The organism is Delftia sp. WSY_12, from assembly GCF_043104645.1.
Lineage (GTDB): Bacteria > Pseudomonadota > Gammaproteobacteria > Burkholderiales > Burkholderiaceae_C > Comamonas > Comamonas tsuruhatensis.
This window is the reverse complement of record NZ_JBICKW010000046.1, coordinates 1-317: the sequence shown is the minus strand read 5'-3', so window position 1 is coordinate 317 and position 317 is coordinate 1. Positions and strand designations below refer to the sequence as shown.

Below are 317 nucleotides of genomic sequence, written 5' to 3'. Positions count from 1 at the left end.
CTGCTGCGCGGCACCAAGCGTGAAGACGTGGAACGCGGCCAAGTGCTGTGCAAGCCCGGCTCCATCAAGCCCCACACCCACTTCACGGCTGAGGTGTACGTGCTGTCCAAGGACGAAGGTGGTCGCCACACTCCGTTCTTCAACAACTACCGTCCCCAGTTCTATTTCCGCACGACCGACGTGACCGGCTCCATCGAGCTGCCCGCCGACAAGGAAATGGTGATGCCTGGCGATAACGTGTCGATCACCGTCAAGCTGATCGCCCCCATCGCCATGGAAGAAGGTCTGCGCTTCGCTATCCGCGAAGGCGGCCGTAC

1 pseudogene is annotated in these 317 nt (G+C 61.5%); it reads left to right on the top strand.

Features of this window, described 5'->3' with window-relative positions:
* A pseudogene (gene tuf / locus ACF8LI_RS22510) lies at positions 1-317 on the top strand (elongation factor Tu); the annotation flags it as partial.